General features: G+C 32.7%; 17 protein-coding genes. 10 read left to right on the top strand and 7 right to left on the bottom strand.

Annotation, left to right across the window (positions count from 1 at the left end; all coding sequences use genetic code 11):
- Nucleotides 1-33: 33 nt before the first annotated feature.
- The 3 genes from CD034_RS00450 to CD034_RS00440 all read right to left on the bottom strand — a co-directional run bounded on the left by CD034_RS00450 (nt 34) and on the right by CD034_RS00440 (nt 2,146).
- Entirely contained in the window at nt 34-258 is a 225-nt protein-coding gene (locus CD034_RS00450) for a sulfurtransferase TusA family protein (RefSeq protein ID WP_002448268.1), read from the bottom strand.
- A 17-nt stretch (nt 259-275) separates the two neighbouring features.
- Nucleotides 276-1,364 (bottom strand): YeeE/YedE family protein, encoded by a 1,089-nt coding sequence (locus tag CD034_RS00445; protein ID WP_172457926.1) that lies wholly within the window; start codon nt 1,362-1,364, stop codon nt 276-278.
- 143 nt (nt 1,365-1,507) lie between these two features.
- Nucleotides 1,508-2,146 carry a redox-sensing transcriptional repressor Rex gene (locus CD034_RS00440; RefSeq protein ID WP_049431152.1) on the bottom strand — a complete coding sequence of 213 codons (639 nt, stop codon included), beginning with the start codon at nt 2,144-2,146 and terminating at the stop codon, nt 1,508-1,510.
- A 246-nt stretch (nt 2,147-2,392) separates the two neighbouring features.
- Between CD034_RS00440 and CD034_RS00435 the strand changes: the two genes are divergently transcribed.
- Nucleotides 2,393-4,330 (top strand): ABC-F family ATP-binding cassette domain-containing protein, encoded by a 1,938-nt coding sequence (locus CD034_RS00435; RefSeq protein ID WP_002448285.1) that lies wholly within the window; start codon nt 2,393-2,395, stop codon nt 4,328-4,330.
- A gap of 335 nt (nt 4,331-4,665) precedes the next feature.
- Here CD034_RS00435 and tsaD read toward each other — a convergent pair whose 3' ends face one another.
- From tsaD to tsaE, 4 genes are read right to left on the bottom strand one after another with little or no spacing between them, the layout of a single operon-like run.
- The gene (gene tsaD / locus CD034_RS00430) at nt 4,666-5,691 is read right to left on the bottom strand and encodes a tRNA (adenosine(37)-N6)-threonylcarbamoyltransferase complex transferase subunit TsaD (protein ID WP_002448271.1); all 1,026 of its coding nucleotides are present in this window, start codon (nt 5,689-5,691) and stop codon (nt 4,666-4,668) included.
- Nucleotides 5,684-6,109, bottom strand: coding sequence for a ribosomal protein S18-alanine N-acetyltransferase (rimI, locus tag CD034_RS00425; RefSeq protein WP_369963310.1), 426 nt, complete (start codon nt 6,107-6,109; stop codon nt 5,684-5,686). The genes tsaD and rimI overlap by 8 nt, the downstream gene beginning before the upstream one ends.
- 11 nt (nt 6,110-6,120) lie before the next feature.
- The gene (gene tsaB, locus CD034_RS00420; RefSeq protein WP_002448261.1) at nt 6,121-6,786 is read right to left on the bottom strand and encodes a tRNA (adenosine(37)-N6)-threonylcarbamoyltransferase complex dimerization subunit type 1 TsaB; all 666 of its coding nucleotides are present in this window, start codon (nt 6,784-6,786) and stop codon (nt 6,121-6,123) included.
- On the bottom strand, nt 6,767-7,228 hold the full coding sequence (gene tsaE, locus CD034_RS00415; protein WP_002448263.1) for a tRNA (adenosine(37)-N6)-threonylcarbamoyltransferase complex ATPase subunit type 1 TsaE: 462 nt from the start codon (nt 7,226-7,228) through the stop codon (nt 6,767-6,769). Before tsaE ends, tsaB begins: the two co-directional genes overlap by 20 nt.
- A 442-nt stretch (nt 7,229-7,670) precedes the next feature.
- Here tsaE and ilvD point away from each other — a divergent pair, with 442 nt between their 5' ends.
- The 9 genes from ilvD to ilvA all read left to right on the top strand — a co-directional run bounded on the left by ilvD (nt 7,671) and on the right by ilvA (nt 18,300).
- The gene (ilvD, locus tag CD034_RS00410; protein ID WP_002448260.1) at nt 7,671-9,359 is read left to right on the top strand and encodes a dihydroxy-acid dehydratase; all 1,689 of its coding nucleotides are present in this window, start codon (nt 7,671-7,673) and stop codon (nt 9,357-9,359) included.
- 18 nt (nt 9,360-9,377) lie between these two features.
- Nucleotides 9,378-11,096 (top strand): biosynthetic-type acetolactate synthase large subunit, encoded by a 1,719-nt coding sequence (gene ilvB, locus CD034_RS00405; protein ID WP_049431146.1) that lies wholly within the window; start codon nt 9,378-9,380, stop codon nt 11,094-11,096.
- Entirely contained in the window at nt 11,093-11,332 is a 240-nt protein-coding gene (locus CD034_RS00400; protein ID WP_002448278.1) for an ACT domain-containing protein, read from the top strand. Before ilvB ends, CD034_RS00400 begins: the two co-directional genes overlap by 4 nt.
- Nucleotides 11,333-11,457: 125 nt before the next feature.
- Complete coding sequence (gene ilvC, locus CD034_RS00395) at nt 11,458-12,462, top strand: ketol-acid reductoisomerase (RefSeq protein WP_002455079.1); 1,005 nt, start codon at nt 11,458-11,460, stop codon at nt 12,460-12,462.
- Nucleotides 12,463-12,482: 20 nt separating this feature from the next.
- Nucleotides 12,483-14,015: a 2-isopropylmalate synthase gene (locus CD034_RS00390; protein WP_103288020.1), complete on the top strand. Its 1,533-nt coding sequence runs from the start codon at nt 12,483-12,485 to the stop codon at nt 14,013-14,015.
- The gene (gene leuB / locus CD034_RS00385) at nt 14,015-15,058 is read left to right on the top strand and encodes a 3-isopropylmalate dehydrogenase (RefSeq protein ID WP_002448270.1); all 1,044 of its coding nucleotides are present in this window, start codon (nt 14,015-14,017) and stop codon (nt 15,056-15,058) included. Before CD034_RS00390 ends, leuB begins: the two co-directional genes overlap by 1 nt.
- Nucleotides 15,059-15,075: 17 nt before the next feature.
- Nucleotides 15,076-16,446, top strand: a complete 1,371-nt coding sequence (gene leuC / locus CD034_RS00380; protein WP_002448264.1) for a 3-isopropylmalate dehydratase large subunit — start codon at nt 15,076-15,078, stop codon at nt 16,444-16,446.
- Between the two features lie 3 nt (nt 16,447-16,449).
- Nucleotides 16,450-17,019, top strand: coding sequence for a 3-isopropylmalate dehydratase small subunit (gene leuD, locus CD034_RS00375; RefSeq protein WP_002448274.1), 570 nt, complete (start codon nt 16,450-16,452; stop codon nt 17,017-17,019).
- 12 nt (nt 17,020-17,031) lie between these two features.
- Complete coding sequence (gene ilvA, locus CD034_RS00370) at nt 17,032-18,300, top strand: threonine ammonia-lyase IlvA (protein ID WP_002448279.1); 1,269 nt, start codon at nt 17,032-17,034, stop codon at nt 18,298-18,300.
- Nucleotides 18,301-18,501: the final 201 nt, after the last annotated feature.

The following is an 18,501-nucleotide window of genomic DNA, read 5'->3' as shown; positions in this document are numbered from 1 at the left end:
TTGTCATATTACATTACATTTATAAAGAAAAACTTAAGCTTTTTGAACTGTGATTGTCCATGAAGCATCATCAAGTTGTTCATAGTTTGTTACAGGATACCCCTGTTCTGCTGCCCAGTTTGGAATTGCTTCAGTTGCTTGAGTGCAATCAAAGTCTATTTTTAATTCGTCACCATTTTTTAATGTTTCCATTTTCTTTTGTGCTTCAATAAGTGGAAATGGACATACCATTCCAACAGTTCCTAATTCGTATAACATATTCAGTCCTCCAATAATTAAGTTGTTTGAGTTTGTTTAGATATTTGAGTAGATTGAGCTGTTTGTTTTTGAATTTGTTTCATTGGTCTTACGAAAATAAAGTAACTCATAAACCATGTACCTAATATCATCGATGCTAAAGCAATCCAACCTTGCCAACTTAGTGTTGCAGTCGCCACTAATCCATTACCAATGGAACAACCGCCAGCAACTGAAGCACCAAATCCCATGCATATACCACCAATAGCACTATTTCTAATAGTAATTTTATCTGGTAAACGCCATTTAAATTCTTTTGCTCCTCTAGCAGCAATATATGATCCAATAAATATACCTAATACTAAAAAAACGCCCCAATCGATAAATTTTAAATCTCCACTCATTAAGAATTGAACAATATGTGCTGATGGAGTAGTGATACCTAATCCATCTTCACGTCCAGTAGAATAACTCATAGGCCATGCTAATAAAGCAATCAATCCTACAATAATTCCAGCTACAAATGGATGATAGCGCTTTTCAAATAAATAATGTCGTATTCCTGAATATCTTTGCTTTAATTTGGGTACAGCAATTTTGGGTTTTGGTTTACGTAATGTACGGATAACTAAGAATAATGTTACACCTGTTAATATAATAACTAATATCCAACTTGGTATCCCTGTCGTTTGTGACATACTAGCATTTACATTCGTTGGTTTATTAATTTTATTCATTAAAGGTAATAGAATTCCAGCTTTGGTAATTGTTGCTGATAAAGCATACATAATTAAAGCAACCCAACTACCAATTAATCCTTCCCCAGCTCGATACCATGTGCCAGTTGCACATCCGCCAGCTAATACTATACCAATACCAAACACAAATGAACCAATAATCGTACCTATTACTGGAAATGTTTGATAAGAAACTGTTAATACATCAAAACCAGTTAAAACTAGTAAGCCTATACTTTGTACTGTAATTGCCACTAACAAAGCATAAAACATTTTATTATTTTTTTGAACATACATATCTCTAAATCCGCCAGTAAGACAAAAACGTGTACGTTGCATAACAAAACCTAATAATAGGCCAACGATTAATCCACTAATAATCATCCAAATCAAATAAAACACCCTTTCCCGATTGATTTACTAAGGTATTATAATGGATTAACTAACCTATTTCAATATTTTCCATTGAATTAATATATTTATAAAAAAAGCTATAATGCAAATGCATTGTAGCTTTAAAAAATAATTTAATATTAATTTGAAGAGTTTTTCATAAAGAATAATAGTGATTGTAATTCGATACCTAAATCGATATGATGAACTTGAACATCATTTGGCACATCAATTCTAGCAGGAGTAAAGTTTAAGATACCTTTTACATCTGCCTTAATAAGTCGATCTGAAACAGATTGTGCCACACTTCCTGGTGTAGTAAGAATCACTACATTAATATTCTGTTTTTGAAGTTCAGATGAAATATCATCAATATGCTTTACTGTCACTTTTCCAACTGTTGTACCAACAATATCTTTATCAATATCAAATGCAGCTATAATTGTCATTTCATCATGTATTGAAAAATTGTAAGTAAGTAATGCACGTCCTAAATTCCCTACGCCAACAATAGCAATGTGAATATTATTACTATCGCTAATCTCCGTTTTAAAGAATTCTAAAAGACTCTCAACGTTATAGCCATATCCTTTCTTACCTAACTCACCAAAATAAGAAAAATCTCTTCTTATCGTAGCTGATTCAATATCTAAAGCCTCACTAATTGTTTTAGAACTCACGCGATCAATACCTTTAATTTTTAATGAATTAACAAATCGATAATATAAAGGTAAACGTTTTAATGTAGCGCGAGGTATTTTTGATTGATTTTGAGGCATATGCAATGTCCCCCTTTTTGTTTGAACTTTTTAATCTATATATTCAAACTAACTAGAGTGCAATTAGTTATTTTAGTGAAATATATATAATGCCTATTATGGATACTGCAATATTATACCGTAACCTATTTCAAAAATAAATATCTTAGTTTCCTAAGCATACCTTATATTGTAAAATGATATAATAATGTCAAATTTAAAGTTAAATAAATGTGATTGTTACATAGATAGAAAGGTGAAACTTGAATGATACTTTTACAATTAAATGATATTTCAAAATCGTTTGATGGTGAAGATATATTTAATCATGTTAATTTTGAAGTTAAAACTGGAGAACGTATTGGCGTAGTAGGAAGAAATGGCGCTGGAAAATCAACGTTAATGAAGATTATTGCAGGTGTTGAAGATTATGATAGTGGCCATATTTCAAAAATCAAGAATTTACGTATTGGTTATTTAACTCAACAAATGACACTTGATTCTTCTCTTACTGTAATTGAAGAAATGTCAAAACCATTTGAACATATTAAGCATATGGAAACGCTTATTAATGATGAAACTGATTGGTTAGCCGCTCACGTTGATAGTTATGATTCAGAAGATTATAAACAACATATGGAGCGTTATGAATCATTATCTAATCAATTTGAACAACTTGAAGGTTATCAATATGAAAGTAAAATTAAAACAGTATTGCATGGTTTAAACTTTACTGAAGAAGAATTTGATAAACCCATTAATGATTTTAGTGGCGGACAAAAAACACGTTTATCTTTAGCACAGATGCTTTTAAGTGAGCCAGATTTATTACTATTAGATGAACCTACAAACCACCTCGACTTGGAAACAACTAAGTGGTTAGAAGATTATTTGAAATATTTTAAAGGTGCCATCATTATTATTAGTCATGACAGATACTTCTTAGATAAAATTGTAACTCAAATATATGACGTTGCTTTAGGAAATGTGAAGCGTTATGTAGGTAATTATGAGCAATTTATTACTCAACGTGATAAATACTATGAATTAAGAATGCAAGAATATGAAAAACAACAAGAAGAAATTAAACGTCTTGAAACTTTCGTGGAAAAAAATATTACTCGGGCTTCAACAAGCGGTATGGCTAAAAGTCGTCGAAAAACATTAGAAAAAATGGAACGTATCGATAAGCCAATGATGGATGCTAAAAGTGCTAATATCCAGTTTGGGTTTGATAGAAATACTGGCAATGATGTGATGCATATCCGTAATCTAGAAGTAGGTTATCAATCCCCTATCACTGCTCCTATTAATATTGAAGTTACAAAAGGAGACCATATTGCTATTATTGGGCCTAATGGAGTTGGAAAGACTACCCTTATCAAAACAATTGCAAATCGTCAAAAAGCATTAGGTGGAGAAATTACTTATGGTGCTAATTTAAACATAGGATATTACGATCAAAAACAAGCAGAATTCAAATCTAATAAAACAATATTAGATTATGTTTGGGATCAATATCCTATGATGAATGAAAAAGATGTCCGCGCTGTTTTAGGACGATTTTTATTCGTTCAAGATGACGTCAAAAAAGTTATTAATGATTTATCAGGGGGCGAAAAAGCACGTTTGCAATTAGCTTTACTTATGTTACAACGCGATAACGTTTTGATACTCGATGAACCTACTAACCATCTTGATATAGATTCTAAAGAAATGTTAGAACAAGCGTTAAAAGATTTTGAAGGTACAATTTTATTTGTTTCCCATGATCGATATTTTATTAATCAACTAGCAAATAAAGTATTTGATTTAAATAAAGATGGCGGTCAACTGTATTTAGGTGACTATCAATATTTTATTGAGAAAACAGAAGAAGCTTCTGCGTTAAAGGAATTTGAAGCGGAAAACAATAAAGATGAAACGCTTGATTTAGAAGACACCGATTCGTCAACGACTAATACATATGCTTCTCAAAAACAATATAAGAGAGAATTACGAAAAATTGAGCGTCAAATTGAGCAATGTGAAGAACAAATCGAAAAATATGAAGAACACATTACTCAAATTGATCAACAATTGACTCAGCCTGATATTTTTAATGATCCTATTAAGGCAAATGAACTTGCTGAGCAGAAATTAAGTATCGAACAACAATTAGAGAATGTTATGGCTGAATGGGAAGAATTACAAGAAAAAATTTAATACATCTAAGAAAACTAGTAAAAGTATCAAATTTTTACTAGTTTTTTATTTATTTCATTCACAAATTTATAAACAACTAAAATACTGATATCTCAGTTATCAACGAACTTATCCTAGTTATCCACAACGCGAACGATAATAATTCACATAACTTTTACACAACATTTAAACTATATTCACATCTTTGCCCCCTTTTTATCCACAAGATATTAACTATTTGTTGATAAGTACACACGTTCTCTATTGACATATATCATAAGTCAATATATTAACCTAATTAAATAAAAAAGTAATTGAAACTTATTTGATTTTAAGTTCAATTACTTTTTACTTTATTATTCAACTGTTACATCTTCAATATCTATATTATTTTTTCCATTTAAATCTAGAGATGAAGTTACACCAGCTTTATAGTAATAATATCCAGCAGCACCAATCATAGCAGCATTATCTGTACATAACTTTGAATTAGGTATTGAAAGTTTAATGTTATTTTCTTTACACAAATGATTTAATCGTTCTCTTAATCCTTTGTTACTAGCTACTCCGCCAGCTACAATAAGGTGTTCAACATGATAAGCTTTACAAGCATTAATAGCCTTTGTACTTAATACATCGACAACACTATTTTGGAAACTGGTAGCAACATCTTCTTTTTTTATGTCTTCATTTTTTTGTCGTTGATTGTGTAACTTATTAATCACTGCACTTTTTAATCCACTAAAACTAAAATCATAACTATCTTTTTCAAGCCATACTCTAGGAAAATGGTATGTGTCCTTTCCTTCCAAAGCAAGTGCATCTATAGCTGGGCCTCCTGGATATGATAAACCAATTGTTCTTGCTACCTTATCATAAGCCTCTCCTACAGCATCATCTCGTGTTTCACCAATTACTTCAAAATTTAAATGTGATTTCATATAAACGAGTTCTGTATGTCCACCCGAAACAATTAATGCTATTAAAGGAAAGACTAACGGTTCTTCAAGATGATTAGCATAAATATGTCCTGCAATATGATGAACAGGAATGACTGGCTTATTATAAGCAAATGCTAAAGCTTTTGCTGCATTAATTCCTATTAGAAGTGCCCCTATTAATCCAGGTCCTTGTGTAACAGCTATGGCATCGATATCTTCCATAGTAACATTAGCTGAAGATAACGCTTCATCAATTGTAGTCGTAATTCCCTCTACATGATGTCTACTTGCAACTTCAGGGACTACTCCCCCAAAACGTTTATGACTTTCTATTTGACTAAGTACAATATTAGATAAAATCGTATTTCCATTTTTTATAACACTTACACTTGTTTCGTCACAGCTTGTTTCAACCGCTAATATTAATATGTCTCTATTCATTTAAATTCACCCACATCACTAATGCATCCTCGCCTTCTCCATAGTAATTTTTTCTTTTACCGCCATATTGAAACCCTAATTTTTTATATACATGTTGAGCTATCACATTCGTAATTCTCACTTCTAAACTCATCACATCACAAGTATGCCTAGCATAGTCCATCACATAATTAAGTAATAGCTGACCTAATCCATAGTCTCTGAATGATTCTTTGATTGCTATTGTTGTAATTTGAGCTTGATCTATTACTATCCATAATCCTAAATATCCAATAATTTCTTCTTGAAAAATAACAACAAAGTATTTTGCAAAGTTATTTTCATTTAGTTCATGGTAAAATGCATCGATGGTCCATGAACTATCGTTGAAGCTTTCTCTCTCAATATCGAAAACACTTGGTACATCATCGACTTGCATCGCTCTAATGGTTAACTGTTCTTCTGTTGGTTTAACCAATTACGTTCCGCCTCTGACAATTTTATATAATTTGGTACAAACGTATGAATGTTCTCAGGTTGATGAATCAAGTGTTTCATGACAGTTGCATTAGGCAGTTTAGCCTCAATATCTCCATGTAGTAATTCAGATAATTTTTCCGTGTCCTCTCCTACAAACACATAAGGTTGATTTAAATCATTGAGTTTTTTATGCAACGCTTCTAAAGAAATATATTGGTCTTTTTCAATTGTATTTAATTGATTGTTTTCATATTGATATAATCCTGTATATACCGCTTCGCGACGAGCATCAAATATTGGTACGATAATTCTTTTATCATTCGTATCTATAGTAGCCGCTAATGCTTTTAACGATGATACACCATATAATTTAGTATTCAAAGCATAGGCTAATGTTTTCGCTACAGTAACGCCTATTCTCACTCCTGTATAAGAGCCAGGCCCTTTTGCAATAACAATCCCATCTAATTCTTGTTTTTTTAAATTCGATTCATTAAATAAGGATTGAATACTAGGCATAAGTTGGCTCGAATGATCTTTTTTACTATTTGTTGTTTTTATTGCTAAAACCTCATCATCGTTCATCAAAGCAATTGACATGGGTTGATTTGAAGTATCAATTAACAGTAAGTTCATTGTCTATCTCTTCCTTTATTTTAGTATAATGATAGCCTTTTGCTGCTATATTAATTTGTCGTTGATTTTCGTTTATAGTCGTAATATTAATCACTAAATACTCTTCCGGAAGGAACTCCTGTATAAATTGACTCCATTCAATTATTGTAACAGCGTCATCTTCAAAGTATTCATTAAATCCTAAATCTTCATCTGAATCTTCTAAGCGATAACAATCCATATGATGAAGTTTTAACTCCTTACCTTTGTATGATTTTATGATATTAAACGTAGGAGAATTAATATTACGCTTTACTCCTAGATATTTACCTATAAATTGAGTCAACGTTGTTTTACCAGCACCTAAATCTCCATTCAATAAAATAACATCTTTTGAACCAACATGCTTCATTAAAATTTTAGCAAAATGTTCCATCTCATCTAAATTTTTGATAGGTATCATGTATTGTTCTCTCTCCTCATGTTTATTTTACACTTCGTTATTTCATCTAAATTTAACTTAATAATTGTAACAAACTTTACTAAAAATTTCTCATTAATAAAATATAAATCATTCTTCTAAATTGTTAGAAAATTCTAAAAAGAGTATTGACTTTAATATCTGTTTAGTGTAAATTAAATTTATCAAATTTTTAAACAATTCTAACTATTCAAATAATCACCCATTCAAGAAAGGAGTATAATACCATGCAATCATTTACATATTCACTGTCACCACTAGAAAATTTAATTATTTTATTATACTCTTCAGGGCTGGAACTTTAGTAGCTTAATTTACTAAATGTTTAAGTCCTATTTCTCATTGAATGGGACTTAAAAACGTCCCAACTTTATTGGGGCGTTTTTTTATTTTAATAATTAGTAATTTATGGGGGAATGAATAAATGAGAAGTGACATGATAAAAAAAGGTGATCATCAAGCACCAGCAAGAAGCCTATTACACGCGACAGGAGCACTTAAAAGTCCTACTGACATGAATAAGCCTTTTGTAGCAATTTGTAATTCATATATCGATATCGTTCCCGGACATGTTCATTTAAGAGAATTAGCAGATATTGCAAAAGAAGCGATTCGTGAAGCAGGTGCAATTCCTTTTGAATTTAATACAATTGGTGTCGATGATGGAATAGCAATGGGACATATTGGTATGAGGTATTCCTTACCGTCACGTGAAATTATTGCAGATGCGGCTGAAACTGTTATCAATGCTCATTGGTTTGATGGTGTATTTTATATTCCTAACTGTGACAAAATTACACCTGGAATGTTATTAGCAGCTGTTAGAACGAATGTCCCTGCTATCTTTTGTTCAGGTGGTCCAATGAAAGCTGGTTTATCTGCTCAAGGAAAAGCTTTAACTTTATCGTCTATGTTCGAAGCAGTCGGAGCTTTTAAAGAAGGTTCAATTACTAAAGAAGAATTTTTAGATATGGAACAAAATGCTTGTCCAACATGTGGATCATGTGCAGGAATGTTCACAGCAAATTCTATGAATTGTTTAATGGAAGTCTTAGGATTAGCACTTCCCTACAACGGTACAGCTTTAGCAGTAAGCGATCAACGTCGTGAAATGATTAGACAAGCAGCATTTCAATTGGTAGAAAATATAAAAAATGACATTAAACCTCGTGATATTGTTACGAAAGAAGCAATTGATGATGCATTTGCTTTAGATATGGCAATGGGTGGTTCAACAAATACTGTACTTCATACATTAGCAATTGCTAATGAAGCTGGAATTGAATATGACTTAGAAAGAATTAATGAAATTGCTAAAAAAACGCCTTATTTATCTAAGATTGCACCAAGTTCTTCTTATTCTATGCACGATGTTCATGAAGCTGGCGGATGTCCAGCAATCATTAATGAATTAATGAAAAAAGAAGGAACCCTACATCCAGATCGACTAACAGTTACTGGTAAAACATTAAGAGAAAATAACCAAGGTAAAGAGATTAAAAATTTCGATGTTATTCATTCTTTAGATGCTCCATATGATAAAGAAGGCGGATTGTCCGTCTTATTCGGTAATATTGCTCCTAAAGGTGCAGTAATTAAAGTTGGTGGTGTTGATCCTTCAATTAAAGTATTTAAAGGAAAAGCAATTTGCTTTGATTCACACGATGCAGCTGTAGAAGCAATTGATAATAAAACAGTTCGTGAAGGTCACGTAGTTGTCATTCGATATGAAGGACCTAAAGGAGGTCCGGGTATGCCAGAAATGTTAGCTCCTACATCATCTATCGTCGGAAGAGGTTTAGGAAAAGATGTTGCTTTAATTACGGATGGTCGTTTTTCTGGAGCCACTCGTGGTATCGCTGTAGGTCATATTTCACCAGAAGCAGCCTCAGGAGGTCCTATTGGTCTGATTAGAGATGGTGATGAAATTACTATTGACTTAGTAAATCGAACTTTAGACGTTAATCAGCCTCAAGAAGAATTGTATAAACGTAAAGAAGAACTTGAGCCTTTTAAAGCTAAAGTAAAAACAGGTTATCTTGCAAGATACACTGCTTTAGTAACCAGTGCAAATACGGGTGGTATTATGCAAGTCCCAGAAAATCTTATTTAAATTTAAGGAGCGATAAATATGTCAAAAACAAAGGAAAGTAATAAACAAACTGAAACACTTACAACTCGAAGCGGTTCTGACTTATTAGTAGAAGCACTTGTACACGAAGATGTTGATTTCATTTTTGGATATCCAGGTGGCGCAGTTTTACCATTATACGATACATTTTATGATGAAAAAATTAAACATATTCTTGCACGTCATGAACAAGGTGCTACCCATGCCGCTGAAGGATACGCACGTGTTTCAGGCAAACCAGGTGTCGTCGTCGTAACAAGTGGTCCTGGAGCTACAAATGCTATCACTGGTATTACTGATGCTTATTGTGATTCTCTACCCTTAGTCGTATTTACCGGACAAGTGGCAACCCCTGGTATTGGTAAAGATGCATTCCAAGAAGCTGATTTATTATCAATGACAACGCCAATTACAAAAGCTAATTACCAAGTTAAACATGTAGATGATATCCCTAGAATTGTTCACGAAGCATTTTATTTAGCAAATACTGGACGTAAAGGACCTGTAGTCATTGATTTCCCAAAAGATATGGGTGTTTTAACTTCTTCTGCTCCACTTGAAGAAGAGGTTCATTTACCTTCATATCAAGTAACTGAAAATCCAAATAAAGAAGATATTCAACAACTTTCTCAATATTTAAATCATGCAAAAAAACCTGTCGTTTTAGCTGGAGCAGGTATCAATCACTCAAAATCAAATGCTTTATTAACTGAATTTGTTACTCAACATCAAATTCCTGTTGTTACAACTTTATTAGGTCTAGGTGCTATTTCATATGAAAATCCCCTTTTCCTTGGTATGGGCGGTATGCATGGCTCTTATGCAAGTAACATGGCACTCACTGAATGTGACTTACTCATTAATTTAGGTAGTCGATTTGATGATCGTTTGGCTAGTAATCCTAACGAATTCGCACCAAACGCTAAAGTGGTACACATTGATATTGATGAATCAGAAATTAATAAAGTGATTCCTACAACACTTGGAATTGTTGCAGATTGTAAAAAAGTATTAGAAGCATTAGTTACTGAACATCAAAGTCATGCTACATACAAAGAATGGGTAGACCATTGTTTAGATAATAAATCAAAACATCCATTTAAATACAAAGAAGCTAATGATACATTTTGTCGTCCACAAGAAGCCATTGAATATATTGGTAAAATCACAAATGGTGAAGCCATCGTCACTACAGATGTAGGTCAACATCAAATGTGGTCAGCACAATTTTATCCTTTTAAACATCATAGTCAATGGGTTACAAGTGGTGGATTAGGAACAATGGGATTCGGTATTCCTTCAGCAATTGGTGCACAACTCGCAGCTCCAGATAAAACAGTTGTTTGTTTTGTAGGTGATGGTGGATTCCAAATGACCAATCAAGAAATGGCGTTATTACCTGAATATCACCTAAATGTAAAAATTATTTTAATTAACAATGGTACATTAGGAATGGTAAAACAATGGCAAGATAAATTCTTTAATCAACGTTTTTCACATTCTGTTTTTAATGATCAACCAGATTTTATTAAAATGGCTGAAGCTTACGGTGTTAAAAGCTTCTTAATCGATCATCCTAATAAATTAAAAGCGCAATTAGATGAAGCTTTTAATTATGAAGGTCCTGCTTTAATTGAAGTAAGAATTTCTCCAGCGGAACCTGTAAACCCTATGATTCCTAGTGGTAAAGCTAATCATGAAATGGAGGGTCTAGAATGAACCGAACTTTAAAATTAAAAGTAGCTGACCAAGTCAGTACGTTAAATCGAATCACAAGTGCTTTTGTAAGATTACAGTACAATATCAATGAATTATATGTAAAACCTGCTAGTGAAGATGGCATATCTGATATGACAATCAAAGTTCATATTGAGGATGAAGATGTATATCGAATTTTAATTACTAAATTAAAAAAACAAGTCAGTGTTATTAATATTGAAGATGTGAATGATTAATTCTTAGATGATGCGCTAGCATTTTACATCAATTATCATATTTAATGTCTAACATCATGAAGTTAATTATTACCTTTTCAATATTCGGAATTTTTTAAATTTTTTAACTAATGGAGGAAAGTATTATGACAAAAGTTTATTATGATCAATCAGTAGAAAAAGATGCACTACAAGGTAAAAAAATCGCTATTATCGGTTACGGTTCTCAAGGCCATGCACATGCTCAAAACCTTAAAGATAACGGTTACGACGTAAGAGTTGGTATTCGTCCAGGTAATTCATTTAATAAAGCTAAAGAAGATGGATTAGATGTTTATCCAGTGGCTGAAGCAGTTAAACAAGCAGACGTTATTATGGTATTACTTCCTGATGAAATTCAAGGTAATGTATATAAAAATGAAATTGCTCCAAATTTAGAAGCTGGTAATGCATTAGCTTTTGCACATGGATTTAATATTCATTTTAACGTCATCGAACCACCTAAAGATGTAGATGTCTTCTTAGTAGCACCTAAAGGTCCTGGTCATCTAGTAAGACGTACATTTGTTGAAGGTTCAGCTGTGCCAGCATTATTTGGTGTTCAACAAGATGCTACAGGTCATGCACGTGACATTGCTTTAAGTTATGCAAAAGGTATTGGTGCTACACGTGCTGGTGTTATTGAAACAACATTTAAAGAGGAAACTGAAACTGACTTATTCGGTGAACAAGCTGTACTTTGTGGGGGAATTCATAAACTGATTCAAAGTGGTTTCGAGACATTAGTGGAAGCTGGATATCAAAAAGAATTAGCATATTTTGAAGTACTACATGAAATGAAACTTATCGTTGATTTAATGTATGAAGGCGGTATGGAAAATGTACGTTATTCAATTTCAAATACTGCTGAATTTGGTGACTACGTATCTGGTCCACGTGTCATTACTCCAGATGTTAAAGACAATATGAAAGAAGTACTTAAAGATATTCAAAATGGTAATTTCGCTAATCGCTTTGTTAAAGATAACGAAAATGGATTTAAAGAATTTTATGAATTGCGTGAACAACAACACGGTCATGAAATTGAAGCAGTGGGTCGTGAACTAAGAAAAATGATGCCATTCATTAAATCTAAAAGCATTCAAAAATAAAATGTAAGGAGATGTTAAAAATGGAAAGCCATATTCAAATATTTGATACAACGTTAAGAGATGGAGAGCAAACACCTGGTGTGAATTTTTCATTTGATGAACGTTTAAGTATTGCTAAGCAACTTGAAAAATGGGGAGTCGATGTTATTGAAGCAGGCTTCCCCGCTTCAAGTACTGGAAGCTTTAAATCAGTAGAAGCAATCTCTAAAGCATTAACTACCACTGCAGTGTGTGGATTAGCAAGATGTAAAAAATCTGATATTGATGCAGTATATGAAGCAACAAAATGTGCTACTAAACCACGTGTTCATGTATTTATTGCTACTTCCCCCATCCATTTAGAGCATAAGCTAAAAATGACTCAAGAAGAAGTCTTAGAATCAATTAAAGAACATGTCAGTTATGCTAAATCATTATTCGATGTAGTACAATTCTCACCAGAAGATGCATCAAGAACAGATCAAGCATTCCTTATAAAATCTGTTCAAACAGCTGTTGATGCTGGAGCTACAATAATCAATATTCCAGATACTGTTGGATATAGCTATCCAAGTGAATATGGTGCCATTTTTAAATCTCTTATTACAAATGTTAAATCAGAAAAAGAAATTATTTATAGTGCACATTGTCATGATGATTTGGGTATGGCAGTAGCAAATAGCTTAGCTGCAATTGAAAATGGTGCGAAACGCATTGAAGGTACTGTAAATGGTATTGGTGAACGTGCAGGTAATACTGCATTAGAAGAAATTGCATTAGCACTATACGTTCGCAAAGATCATTATGGTATTGAAACAAAATTAAAATTAGAGCAAACTAAATTGACTTCAGAATTAATTTCTAGATATGCAGGCATTCGAGTTCCAAGAAATAAAGCAATTGTTGGTCAAAATGCTTTCAGTCATGAATCAGGTATTCATCAAGATGGTGTTCTTAAAAATCCTGAAACGTACGAAATCATGACGCCTCAACTTGTTGGAATAAGTAAAAATGAATTACCTTTAGGCAAACTTTCTGGTAAACATGCTTTTGCTGAAAAACTTAAAACGTTAGGTTATGACATTGAACCTAAACAACAAATCGAGTTATTCAAACAATTTAAAGCAGTAGCAGATAAGAAAAAATCAGTATCTAATCGAGATATTCATGCGATGATTCAAGGTTCTGAACATGAACAAAATGCAATTTATCAAGTAGAAACTTTACAATTACAATACGTTTCAAATGGTCTACAAAGTGCTGTTGTTGTCATTAAAGATAAAAAAGGTCATATTTATCAAGACTCAAGCATTGGTACAGGATCAATTGTTGCAATTTACAATGCTGTTGATCGTATTTTTAAAAAGGATAGTGAACTAATCGATTATAGAATTGATTCAGTTACTGAAGGTACAGATGCACAAGCTGAGGTTCATGTTGAGCTTGTTATTGAAAATCAACATGTTAATGGCATAGGTATCGATCATGATATACTTCAAGCTTCTTGTAAAGCATATGTGGAAGCTCATGCTAAATATATTGCCCAAGATTTAGAGAAAGTAGGTAATAAATAATGACATATAAAATTGTTGCTTTACCCGGAGATGGCATCGGTCCTGAAATTTTAAATGGAAGTTTGGAACTATTAGAAATAATAAGTAAGAAATACAATTTCACCTATAATTTAAAAAGTTATGATTTTGGAGGAGCCGCCATTGATACACATGGCACTCCCCTTCCTAATGAAACACTCTCTGCCTGTCAAGAAGCAGATGCGATTTTATTAGGAGCAGTTGGAGGACCAAAATGGACAGATCCTAATAATCGTCCAGAACAAGGATTATTAGCGTTACGTAAAAAGTTAGGCTTATTTGCTAATATTCGTCCTACTAAAGTGACTGAAGGTACCAGTCAATTTTCACCTTTAAAAGAAGCGCGTGTTAAACATACAGACCTAGTTATAGTTCGTGAATTAACGAGTGGCATTTATTTTGGTGAACCTAGACATATTAATCATTCTGAAGCATTAGATTCTCTTATTTATACTAAAGCTGAAATAGAACGTATTGCTAAAGTTGCATTTGAATTAGCACGTACTCGTAATAAAAAAGTAACTTCTGTAGATAAAGAGAATGTCCTTGCTTCAAGTAAACTTTGGAGAAAAACTGTTACTGAAGTAAGCAAGTCTTATCCGGACATCGAATTAAATCATTTACTCGTTGATGCGTGTAGTATGCATTTGATTACTCATCCTTCACAATTCGACGTCATTGTTACTGAAAATCTCTTTGGTGATATTTTAAGTGATGAAGCTTCAGTAATACCTGGTTCACTTGGTTTATCCCCTTCGGCAAGTTTTAGTGAACATGGTACTAGACTTTATGAACCTATTCATGGCTCAGCGCCTGACATTGCTAATCAAAATCTTGCTAATCCATTTGGAATGGTATTGTCACTAGCAATGTGTTTAAGAGAAAGTTTAAATCAAAGTGTAGCAGCAGAAGAATTAGAAGATGCTGTATATCATTTAATTAAAATTGGTAAAACAACAAAAGACCTTGGAGGACACTATAAAACTTCAGAAATCTTTGAGTTACTTAAAAAAAGTTATCAATAAAGGGAGGTACATAAATAATGGCTCAAACATTATTTGATAAAGTTTGGAATAAACATGTCTTAACTGGTAAAGAAGGCGAACCTCAACTCTTATACATAGATTTGCATCTTATACATGAAGTGACCTCTCCTCAAGCTTTTGAAGGATTAAGACTTCAAAAAAGACAACTTAGACGTCCAGATTTAACCTTTGCAACTCTTGATCATAATGTTCCTACAATCGATATATTTAATATTAGAGATGAAATTGCTAATAAACAGATTACAACCTTACAGAAAAATGCCAAAGATTTTGGGGTACATATTTTTGATATGGGTTCCGATGAGCAGGGTATCGTTCATATGGTAGGCCCTGAAACTGGATTAACACAACCAGGTAAGACAATCGTATGTGGTGACTCACATACAGCAACTCACGGGGCATTTGGTGCTATTGCTTTTGGCATTGGAACAAGTGAAGTAGAACATGTTTTTGCAACTCAAACATTATGGCAAACAAAACCTAAAAATCTTAAAATTGAAGTTTCTGGTAAATTACAACCTGGTGTGTATGCTAAAGATATTATTTTACATTTAATCAATCAATATGGTGTAGATTTCGGAACAGGCTATGCACTTGAGTTTACTGGAGAAACAATTCAATCACTATCCATGGAGGGTCGAATGACAATTTGTAACATGGCCATTGAAGGTGGAGCTAAATACGGTATTATTCAACCGGATGAAACTACATTTGAATATATCAAAGGTCGTCCATATGCACAAAATTTTAATCAATCTATTGGAGAATGGCAGAAACTATATTCAGATGAAAACGCTCATTTTGACAAAGTGATTACACTTGATGTAACAAATTTAGAACCTCAAGTGACATGGGGCACAAATCCAGAGATGGGTGTAAATTTTAGTTCTCCATTCCCAGAAATTCAAAATATTAATGATGAACGGGCATACAACTATATGGGACTGAAACCTGGTCAAAAAGCAGAAGATATCGATTTAGGTTATGTCTTTTTAGGTTCATGTACTAATGCTCGCCTATCAGATTTGATAGAAGCAAGCCATATCGTAAAAGGAAAAAAAGTACATCCTAAAATTACTGCTATTGTTGTTCCTGGCTCACGTACAGTAAAAAAAGAAGCAGAATCTCTTGGATTAGACAAAGTATTTAAAGAAGCAGGCTTTGAATGGAGAGAACCTGGATGTTCCATGTGCTTAGGAATGAATCCTGACCAAGTACCAGAAGGTGTCCATTGTGCCTCAACAAGTAATCGAAATTTTGAGGGTCGGCAAGGTAAAGGTGCACGTACACATCTTGTTTCTCCAGCCATGGCAGCAGCCGCAGCAATAAATGGTAAATTCGTTGACGTAAGAAAGGTGGTTGTATAAGTAATGGATATTCAGCCTATCACCCAATACACAGGTAAAGTAGTCCCTTTGTTTAACGATAATATTGATACAGATCAAATTATTCCAAAAGTTCATCTTAAACGAATTACTAAAACTGGTTTTGGACCCTTTGCTTTTGATGAATGGCGTTATTTACCTGATGGATCAGATAACCCAGATTTTAATCTAAACAAACCAAAATATAAAGGTGCTTCAATTCTTATTACTGGAGACAACTTTGGTTGTGGTTCAAGTCGTGAACATGCTGCTTGGGCTTTAAAAGATTTTGGCTTTAATATTATTATTGCTGGTGGTTTTAGCGATATCTTCTATATGAATTGTACAAAAAATGGAATGTTACCTATTGTTTTAAATGAACAATCTAGAAAATATCTAGCCAATCAAAATAATATAACGGTTGATTTACCAAATCAAACTGTGTCAGCAAATAATCAATCTTTCCACTTTGATATAGATGAAACTTGGAAAGATAAACTTATAAATGGATTAGATGATATTGCTATTACATTAAAATATGAAGAATTAATAGAGAAATATGAGAAAACAATGTAAGGATGATAACAAATGGTTTTAAAGACAACGGTAACAGCTACTGATGTAGACGAAGCTTATTTACGTATAAAAGATGTGGTGAAAGAAACACCATTACAATATGATCATTATCTTTCACAAAAATATAATTGTAATGTTTATTTAAAAAGAGAAGACTTGCAATGGGTACGCTCATTTAAATTGCGTGGTGCTTATAACGCTATTTCAGTATTAGACACACAAGCTAAATCAAAAGGTATTACTTGCGCAAGCGCTGGTAATCATGCCCAAGGAGTAGCTTATACTGCTAAAGCATTAAATTTAAAAGCTGTTATCTTTATGCCAGTGACAACCCCTCTTCAAAAAGTAAATCAAGTTAAATTCTTTGGTGCAGAAAATGTAGAAATCGTTCTAACTGGTGATACATTTGATGATTGTTTAAAAGAAGCTTTAGTTTATACAGATGAGCATCATATGACATTTATTGATCCATTCAACAATATTTATACTATCGCTGGTCAAGGGACATTAGCAAAAGAAATTTTATTAGAAGCAAAAAAAGAAATGATTCAATTTGATTATCTCTTTGCAGCTATTGGAGGCGGAGGTCTAATATCCGGTGTAAGTACATATATGCATGAACATAGTCCACATACACAAATCATTGGCGTCGAACCTGCCGGAGCAAGTAGTATGTATGAATCTGTAGTAGTTCAAAATAAAGTTGTAACTTTAGAACATATAGATAAATTTGTTGATGGCGCTTCAGTAGCCCGTGTTGGTGATATTACCTTTAATATTGTCAAACAATACGTCAACGACTACTTACAAATTGATGAAGGTGCAGTATGTTCTACAATTTTAGATATGTACTCTAAACAAGCAATAGTAGCAGAACCAGCAGGTGCATTAAGTGTATCAGCTCTTGAATTTTATAAAGACAATATTATAGGAAAAACTGTAGTATGCGTAGTCAGTGGTGGAAATAATGATATTAATCGTATGAAAGAAATTGAAGAACGTTCACTTTTATATGAAGAAATGAAACATTATTTCATTTTAAACTTCCCTCAACGTCCAGGAGCTTTAAAAGAATTTGTTAATGATGTTTTAGGTCCTCAAGATGATATTACTAAATTTGAATATCTAAAAAAAGCTTCTCAAAATACTGGTACTGTTATTATTGGCATTCAGTTAAATAATCATCAAGATTTAGAACAATTAAAACATAATGTCGATGAATTTGATCCATCAAATATTTATATTAATGAAAATAAAATGTTGTATTCATTATTAATTTGAGATAATATTAAAAACTTCTTCAGTATATTATTGAAGAAGTTTTATTATTTTTTTAGTTTAATACTTCCACTTCTCAATTCATTAGCTCCAAACACTTTCTATAAATTTCGACATAAAAAAAAGAGACCTCACAGTCTCAATATCGGGTCATCGCATCCATACAATGATTTGCCTGGCAACGTCCTACTCTAGCGGAACGTC

The sequence above is a fragment of the Staphylococcus hominis subsp. hominis genome (assembly GCF_002901845.1).
Classification (GTDB): Bacteria; Bacillota; Bacilli; order Staphylococcales; family Staphylococcaceae; genus Staphylococcus; species Staphylococcus hominis.
The sequence above is the reverse complement of the archived record's forward strand: the minus strand, read 5'-3'. Positions and strand labels throughout refer to the sequence as shown.

Bases quoted from the DNA above. Each gene is read 5' to 3' on its own strand.
- tsaE (WP_002448263.1), bottom strand. From the start codon at position 7,228: ATGATACCTATCAAAAATTTAGATGAGATGGAACATTTTGCTAAAATT.
- ilvC (WP_002455079.1), top strand. From the start codon at position 11,458: ATGACAAAAGTTTATTATGATCAATCAGTAGAAAAAGATGCACTACAA.
- tsaB (WP_002448261.1), bottom strand. From the start codon at position 6,786: ATGAACTTACTGTTAATTGATACTTCAAATCAACCCATGTCAATTGCT.
- ilvB (WP_049431146.1), top strand. From the start codon at position 9,378: ATGTCAAAAACAAAGGAAAGTAATAAACAAACTGAAACACTTACAACT.
- CD034_RS00390 (WP_103288020.1), top strand. From the start codon at position 12,483: ATGGAAAGCCATATTCAAATATTTGATACAACGTTAAGAGATGGAGAG.
- leuD (WP_002448274.1), top strand. From the start codon at position 16,450: ATGGATATTCAGCCTATCACCCAATACACAGGTAAAGTAGTCCCTTTG.
- CD034_RS00440 (WP_049431152.1), bottom strand. From the start codon at position 2,146: ATGCCTCAAAATCAATCAAAAATACCTCGCGCTACATTAAAACGTTTA.
- ilvA (WP_002448279.1), top strand. From the start codon at position 17,032: ATGGTTTTAAAGACAACGGTAACAGCTACTGATGTAGACGAAGCTTAT.
- rimI (WP_369963310.1), bottom strand. From the start codon at position 6,109: ATGCAAGTCGATGATGTACCAAGTGTTTTCGATATTGAGAGAGAAAGC.
- leuC (WP_002448264.1), top strand. From the start codon at position 15,076: ATGGCTCAAACATTATTTGATAAAGTTTGGAATAAACATGTCTTAACT.
- CD034_RS00435 (WP_002448285.1), top strand. From the start codon at position 2,393: ATGATACTTTTACAATTAAATGATATTTCAAAATCGTTTGATGGTGAA.
- CD034_RS00450 (WP_002448268.1), bottom strand. From the start codon at position 258: ATGTTATACGAATTAGGAACTGTTGGAATGGTATGTCCATTTCCACTT.
- leuB (WP_002448270.1), top strand. From the start codon at position 14,015: ATGACATATAAAATTGTTGCTTTACCCGGAGATGGCATCGGTCCTGAA.
- tsaD (WP_002448271.1), bottom strand. From the start codon at position 5,691: ATGAATAGAGACATATTAATATTAGCGGTTGAAACAAGCTGTGACGAA.
- CD034_RS00400 (WP_002448278.1), top strand. From the start codon at position 11,093: ATGAACCGAACTTTAAAATTAAAAGTAGCTGACCAAGTCAGTACGTTA.
- ilvD (WP_002448260.1), top strand. From the start codon at position 7,671: ATGAGAAGTGACATGATAAAAAAAGGTGATCATCAAGCACCAGCAAGA.